Origin of the sequence: Candidatus Caldatribacterium sp. (genome assembly GCA_014359405.1) — a bacterium.
Classification (GTDB): Bacteria; Atribacterota; Atribacteria; order Atribacterales; family Caldatribacteriaceae; genus Caldatribacterium; species Caldatribacterium oleiphilum.
The window spans coordinates 1-4,649 of the sequence record JACIZN010000134.1; the positions used below are offsets into that span (position 1 = coordinate 1).

10 protein-coding genes and 1 tRNA gene are annotated in these 4,649 nt (G+C 51.1%); 9 read left to right on the plus strand and 2 right to left on the minus strand.

From position 1 onward, the window contains the following. The 9 genes from H5U36_09045 to H5U36_09085 all read left to right on the plus strand — a co-directional run. Nucleotides 1-79 (plus strand): hypothetical protein (locus H5U36_09045; protein MBC7218263.1); only part of this gene is annotated, 79 nt, incomplete at its 5' end. A 12-nt stretch (nt 80-91) separates the two neighbouring features. After that, nucleotides 92-241, plus strand: coding sequence for a 50S ribosomal protein L33 (gene rpmG / locus H5U36_09050; GenBank protein MBC7218264.1), 150 nt, complete (start codon nt 92-94; stop codon nt 239-241). An 18-nt stretch (nt 242-259) separates the two neighbouring features. Beyond that, nucleotides 260-336: transfer RNA gene (locus H5U36_09055), tRNA-Trp, on the plus strand. Nucleotides 337-446: 110 nt separating this feature from the next. Beyond that, the gene (locus tag H5U36_09060) at nt 447-626 is read left to right on the plus strand and encodes a hypothetical protein (GenBank protein MBC7218265.1); all 180 of its coding nucleotides are present in this window, start codon (nt 447-449) and stop codon (nt 624-626) included. A 170-nt stretch (nt 627-796) separates the two neighbouring features. Then, on the plus strand, nt 797-1,174 hold the full coding sequence (locus tag H5U36_09065) for a helix-turn-helix transcriptional regulator (GenBank protein ID MBC7218266.1): 378 nt from the start codon (nt 797-799) through the stop codon (nt 1,172-1,174). Next, a complete protein-coding gene (locus H5U36_09070) occupies nt 1,167-1,664 on the plus strand; it encodes a permease (GenBank protein MBC7218267.1) in 498 nt (165 codons plus the stop codon). The genes H5U36_09065 and H5U36_09070 overlap by 8 nt, the downstream gene beginning before the upstream one ends. After that, entirely contained in the window at nt 1,665-2,201 is a 537-nt protein-coding gene (locus H5U36_09075) for a permease (protein ID MBC7218268.1), read from the plus strand. It abuts the gene before it with no gap. A gap of 55 nt (nt 2,202-2,256) precedes the next feature. Beyond that, on the plus strand, nt 2,257-3,459 hold the full coding sequence (locus H5U36_09080) for an FprA family A-type flavoprotein (GenBank protein ID MBC7218269.1): 1,203 nt from the start codon (nt 2,257-2,259) through the stop codon (nt 3,457-3,459). A 28-nt stretch (nt 3,460-3,487) separates the two neighbouring features. Then, a complete protein-coding gene (locus H5U36_09085; GenBank protein MBC7218270.1) occupies nt 3,488-3,976 on the plus strand; it encodes a ferritin in 489 nt (162 codons plus the stop codon). Nucleotides 3,977-3,988: 12 nt separating this feature from the next. Here the strand turns inward: H5U36_09085 and H5U36_09090 are convergent, their stop codons facing one another. Beyond that, complete coding sequence (locus tag H5U36_09090; protein ID MBC7218271.1) at nt 3,989-4,387, minus strand: PaaI family thioesterase; 399 nt, start codon at nt 4,385-4,387, stop codon at nt 3,989-3,991. A 10-nt stretch (nt 4,388-4,397) separates the two neighbouring features. Beyond that, nucleotides 4,398-4,649, minus strand: a 252-nt coding sequence (locus tag H5U36_09095) for a hydrolase (GenBank protein ID MBC7218272.1), incomplete at its 5' end; no start/stop codon positions are given.

Genomic DNA, 4,649 nt, shown 5'->3' on the forward strand with positions numbered 1-4,649 from the left:
GGAGAAGGGCTTGCGCTTTGCCATCCGTGAGGGAGGAAGAACTGTTGGTGCTGGAGTGGTCACGGAGATCATCGAGTAGGAGGTTTTAGTTGTGTCCGAAACCATTACCTTTGAATGTACGGAGTGCAAGCGGAGGAATTACCAGGGAAGCAAGAATAAGAATAAGAAAACCGGGCGCCTGGAATTCAGGAAGTACTGTCCTTTCTGCCGAAAGCACACCTTGCACCGCGAGGTTCGTTAAGGTATACTAAGACTGTGCAGGTCCGTAGCTCTAACGGCCAGAGCACCGGATTCCAAATCCGGGGGTTGCAGGTTCGAATCCTGCCGGGCCTGCCAGTTTTTTTGATCCGCCCCTGAAGCGGATTTCCCGCTTTCCCATTTTTCCTCCCTGTCTTCCTCCACGCCCCGAGTCCGTTCGCCCTGGCTCGCTTTCGGGAGGTGAGCCTGTGCCGAAGGTTGTTCCTCTCCGCTGCCCCGATTCCTTTCGGGCCTTGCTCGAGCTCTTCCTTAATATTTCCTCTTCCACGTATTCCTATAAGGTTTTGCATTACGCTGTTTTCCCCACCTGTGCTGGTGTGTTCAATGTCTACCGGGTGTGTCTCCAGGCCCTCTTTGGTTCCTGGTAGAGAAGGGAATAATTTCCAAAAGCCCGTCGACTTCCCCCGAAGGAAGATTTGATTCCTGAGCATCCGTCTTGGGCTAAACGTCGGGGACACTTGACAAGGAGGCAATGAGACTTTATCCTTTATGTGAAATTTACACATAGATGGTATCGTTATTGAAGGGAGGGCAAGACATGTGTAGGGAACACCATCCGGAGTGTCCAGGATTCAGGATTGACCGCTTTCTGCAGCCTTGCCTCCTCCTTTTTCTCTTCAAAGGACCGTCCCACGGTTACGAACTCATGGAGAAGGCGAAGCATCTCTTTTTCCAGAATGTTCCCCTTGACCCAGGACTTCTGTACCGCACCTTGAGGAGAATGGAGGAGGATGGGCTCGTTGTCTCAAGCTGGGTAACGGAGGCCTCGGGTCCTGCAAAAAGAGTTTACAGGATTACCGAAGAAGGGAAGGTTGCACTCTCCCTTTGGGCTGAGCATATGGAACAACAGCTTTTGCGGTTCCAGAGGTTCCTTGAGGAGTACAGGAAAGTACGAGAGGAGGAGCACAGTGGGTGATTTATCCACGCTCATTTTCTACATCCTTGCTCTTTCCTGGCTTTTCTTTTCGTTTTTTGAGGACCGGAAAAGAACGGAGCAAGCCCTCAGGAGAGCCTGGAAGAGCTTTATCTCGATTTTGCCCCCTTTCCTGGTGGTGCTTTTTATTCTTGCGCTTTCAATTGCGCTTCTTCCGGAAAAAACCATTGCTACCTTTCTTGGGGAAGGAAGCGGGTTTTTGGGATACCTCACTGCCTCGGTGGTTGGGGCTATCACCCTTGTGCCAGGATTTGTGGCCTTTCCCATGGCCAAGGTTCTTCTCAACCAGGGTGCAGGTATTGCTCAAATGGCAGTGTTCATCTCGACGCTCATGATGGTTGGCGTTGTAACATTTCCCCTTGAGGTGAGGTACTTCGGCGTGAAGGCTACGACATGGAGGAATTTCCTGGCGTACTGTTACTCCTTCCTTGTAGGGTACACTGTGTGGTTTTTTGTAAGGATGGTGAAGTAAATGAAAGGTAGCACTTTCCGGTCCTACCTTGGTTTTTTTGTTCTCCTTGGGATATGCCTTGTGGTCTTAGGTTTTTCTCCTCCTCTTGGCAAAAAGGTCTTTGCCACAGCTTTCCGGAACATACTCTTCATGCTCAGTGTCGTTCCGCCTATTTTTATCCTTGTGGGGCTCTTCGATGCGTGGGTGCCCCGGGAGAAGGTGGTGGAGAGGCTTGGAGAGACTTCGGGGATGCTCGGAATGGGCATCGCCCTTGCCCTTGGGGCTTTTGCTGCTGGGCCACTGTACGCTGCCTTTCCAGTGGCTGAAGTGCTCCTGCGCAAAGGAGTGAGTCTGCGGAATGTGTGGATCTTCCTGGGGGCTTGGTCCACTATGAAGATACCAATGCTTCTTTTTGAAATGCAAAACCTCGGAGGTGCTTTTGCGTTGTCCCGTTACCTCATGTCCTTTGTCGGAGTGCTTTCTATCGCATTCTTTCTTGATCGCTTCCTAAAGGAGGAAGAAAAAGAGGCTATTCGCTGTCCTTTCCTGGGGGAGTAGAAGGGCATCAGGAATTTCGGTACAATAAGGGTAAAAAGAGGGGGAGGGACAGTGAATGCCCTCAGTGGAGATTCGCCCTGGTGTGTACTGGGTTGGCGTCAACGACCACACGACGGATCTTTTCGAAGGTTTATGGCCTATAACCAAAGAAGGGGTATCGTACAACTCCTACCTTGTGGTGGATGAAAAGAAGGCCATCATCGACCTTGCGAAGTCCCTCAAAACTGATGATTTCATCGCGCAGATTGAGGAGAAGGTTCCCCTCTCAAGCCTCGACTACATCGTCCTGAACCACATGGAGCCGGATCATACTGGCACTCTCAAGGTTCTTCGAAAACTTGCTCCCCAGGCGGTTATTCTCTGCTCACCCCAGGCCAAGGATATGGTGGCGGCGTTTTACGGGATCGCTGAGGGTGTGCAGGTTGTCCAGGATGGAGAAAAAGTGGAGCTTGGGAGGAAAAAGCTTGTCTTCTTCCTCACTCCGATGGTTCACTGGCCAGAAACTATGGTAACTTACGAGGAGGAGACAAAGACTCTTTTCTCCTGCGATGCTTTTGGCGGGTACGGAGCACTCCAGGGAGCAATTTTTGACGATGAGTGCACCCAGTTCGACTTCTATGTTCGCGAATCCCTGCGGTACTTTGCCAACATCGTTGCTAAGTACAGCCCTATGGTGCTCAAGGCGATAGACAAACTCTCGACTCTTTCGATTTCCATGATTGCTCCCTCTCATGGCCTCATCTGGCGAAAGAACCCCCAGTACATCGTGGACCTCTGCCGTACCTGGTCTCAGTATGCAGAAAACGGCGGGGAGAAGGGCGTAACAATTCTCTACGGATCGATGTACGGGAATACCGAGGCAATGGTTGATGCCTTAGCTCAGGGAATTGCCGAAAGTGGTGTACGTGTCGACATGTTCGATGCTCGTCGGGTGCATGCAAGCTACATTCTGGCATCCCTCTGGGAAAAGAAGGGAGTTGTGATTGGAGCACCTACCTATGAGGCGGGGCTTTTTCCACCAGTAGCACAGGTACTTGACCTTGCTCTTCGAAAAAGTGTGAAGCACAAGAAAATGCTCTACCTTGGGAGCTTCGGATGGTCAGGAGGAGCAAGAAGGGAAGTGGAGCGTTTTGCCCGCGAGCTCAATTGGGAAGTGGTTTCGTTCTTTGAGTTCCGGGGTGGAGGGAAGAAAGAGGATATTTTAGAGGTGCAAAAACTGGGACGGGAATTTGGAAAGCTCATCCAGGGTTTACAATAAAAATCCTTGTGAGAAAGGGGGATGTCCGGTGTTAACCAAGCGTCTTGAAGAAGCAGTAAACGAGCAAATCAAAAACGAGTTTTACTCGGCATATCTTTACTTAGCCATGGCAGCCCAGTGCGAGGCTATGAATTTGAAGGGTTTTGCGCACTGGCTGAAGCTCCAGGCAAAAGAGGAGCTCTCCCATGGAATGCGTCTTTTTGAGTTTGTGAATGACCGGGGTGGGCGAGTTGTGCTCCGTGGTATCGAGCAGCCTCCGGTGGAGTATCCGTCTCTTCGGGCAATGTTTGAAGCAGTTCTTGAGCACGAGAAGAAGGTAACGGGGATGATCCATAAATTGTACGAGATGGCAAAAGAGGAGAAGGATTATCCCTTGATGACCCATCTCCAGTGGTTCATCGACGAGCAGGTTGAAGAGGAAAAGAATGCAGCCGAAATCGTGGCGTACATAAAGATGGCTGGAGAGGGTCTGGGGCTCCTTGTGCTTGATGCCAAAATGGGGGAAAGAAAAGACTGAGGGGAATTCCCCTCAGTCTTTTCTTTTTCGGTAGCAAAGCGCTCTGGCAAAGGCAACAGGATTTCCTGCCTCGTCATAGGCGGTAATGTCGTAGATTCCCGTCCGTGCAGTCAGCGCCACCTCTTGGGCTTCAGCGACAACCGTTCCTTCCGTGACAGGCCTCACGTAGTGCACCGTAACACTCATGGCCACGGCGTCTTCCACGTGAGAGTTGCAGGCAAGCTCAAAAGCTTCGTCAAGGAGGGAGAAGAGAGCTCCTCCGTGAGCAGTCGCAAAGATGTTGTGAAGGTTTTCGGTTACTTTCATTCGGACTCGTGCGTAGCCTTCTCTGAGGTCTTCGAGTTCTATTCCAAGGAACCTTGCGTACCCTTCCTGAGCGAACCTCTCCCGCAAGAACTCGATTTTGTCCATTGCACTCCTCCTAAAGGATTTTGGGAATGATTTGTGCCAGGGCTTGGGCGAAAGCTTCGTTCCCCTTTGCGTCCCAGTGAATACCATCGATAGCGCTTGTTGTAACGACTTCTTGAGCGTCGAAGAAGTGGCAACCAAGAATGTCTGCCCAGAAACGGTAGAGATGTCCAAGCTCTCTTGATTTCTCCTCTCCACCCTTGAAAATTTCCATCTCTTTGGGGAGCGGTCCGATGGGTGGCGGAGCTACAAGGAGAACCAAGGG

Bases quoted from the DNA above. Each gene is read 5' to 3' on its own strand.
- H5U36_09065 (MBC7218266.1), top strand. From the start codon at position 797: ATGTGTAGGGAACACCATCCGGAGTGTCCAGGATTCAGGATTGACCGC.
- H5U36_09075 (MBC7218268.1), top strand. From the start codon at position 1,665: ATGAAAGGTAGCACTTTCCGGTCCTACCTTGGTTTTTTTGTTCTCCTT.
- H5U36_09080 (MBC7218269.1), top strand. From the start codon at position 2,257: ATGCCCTCAGTGGAGATTCGCCCTGGTGTGTACTGGGTTGGCGTCAAC.
- H5U36_09090 (MBC7218271.1), bottom strand. From the start codon at position 4,387: ATGGACAAAATCGAGTTCTTGCGGGAGAGGTTCGCTCAGGAAGGGTAC.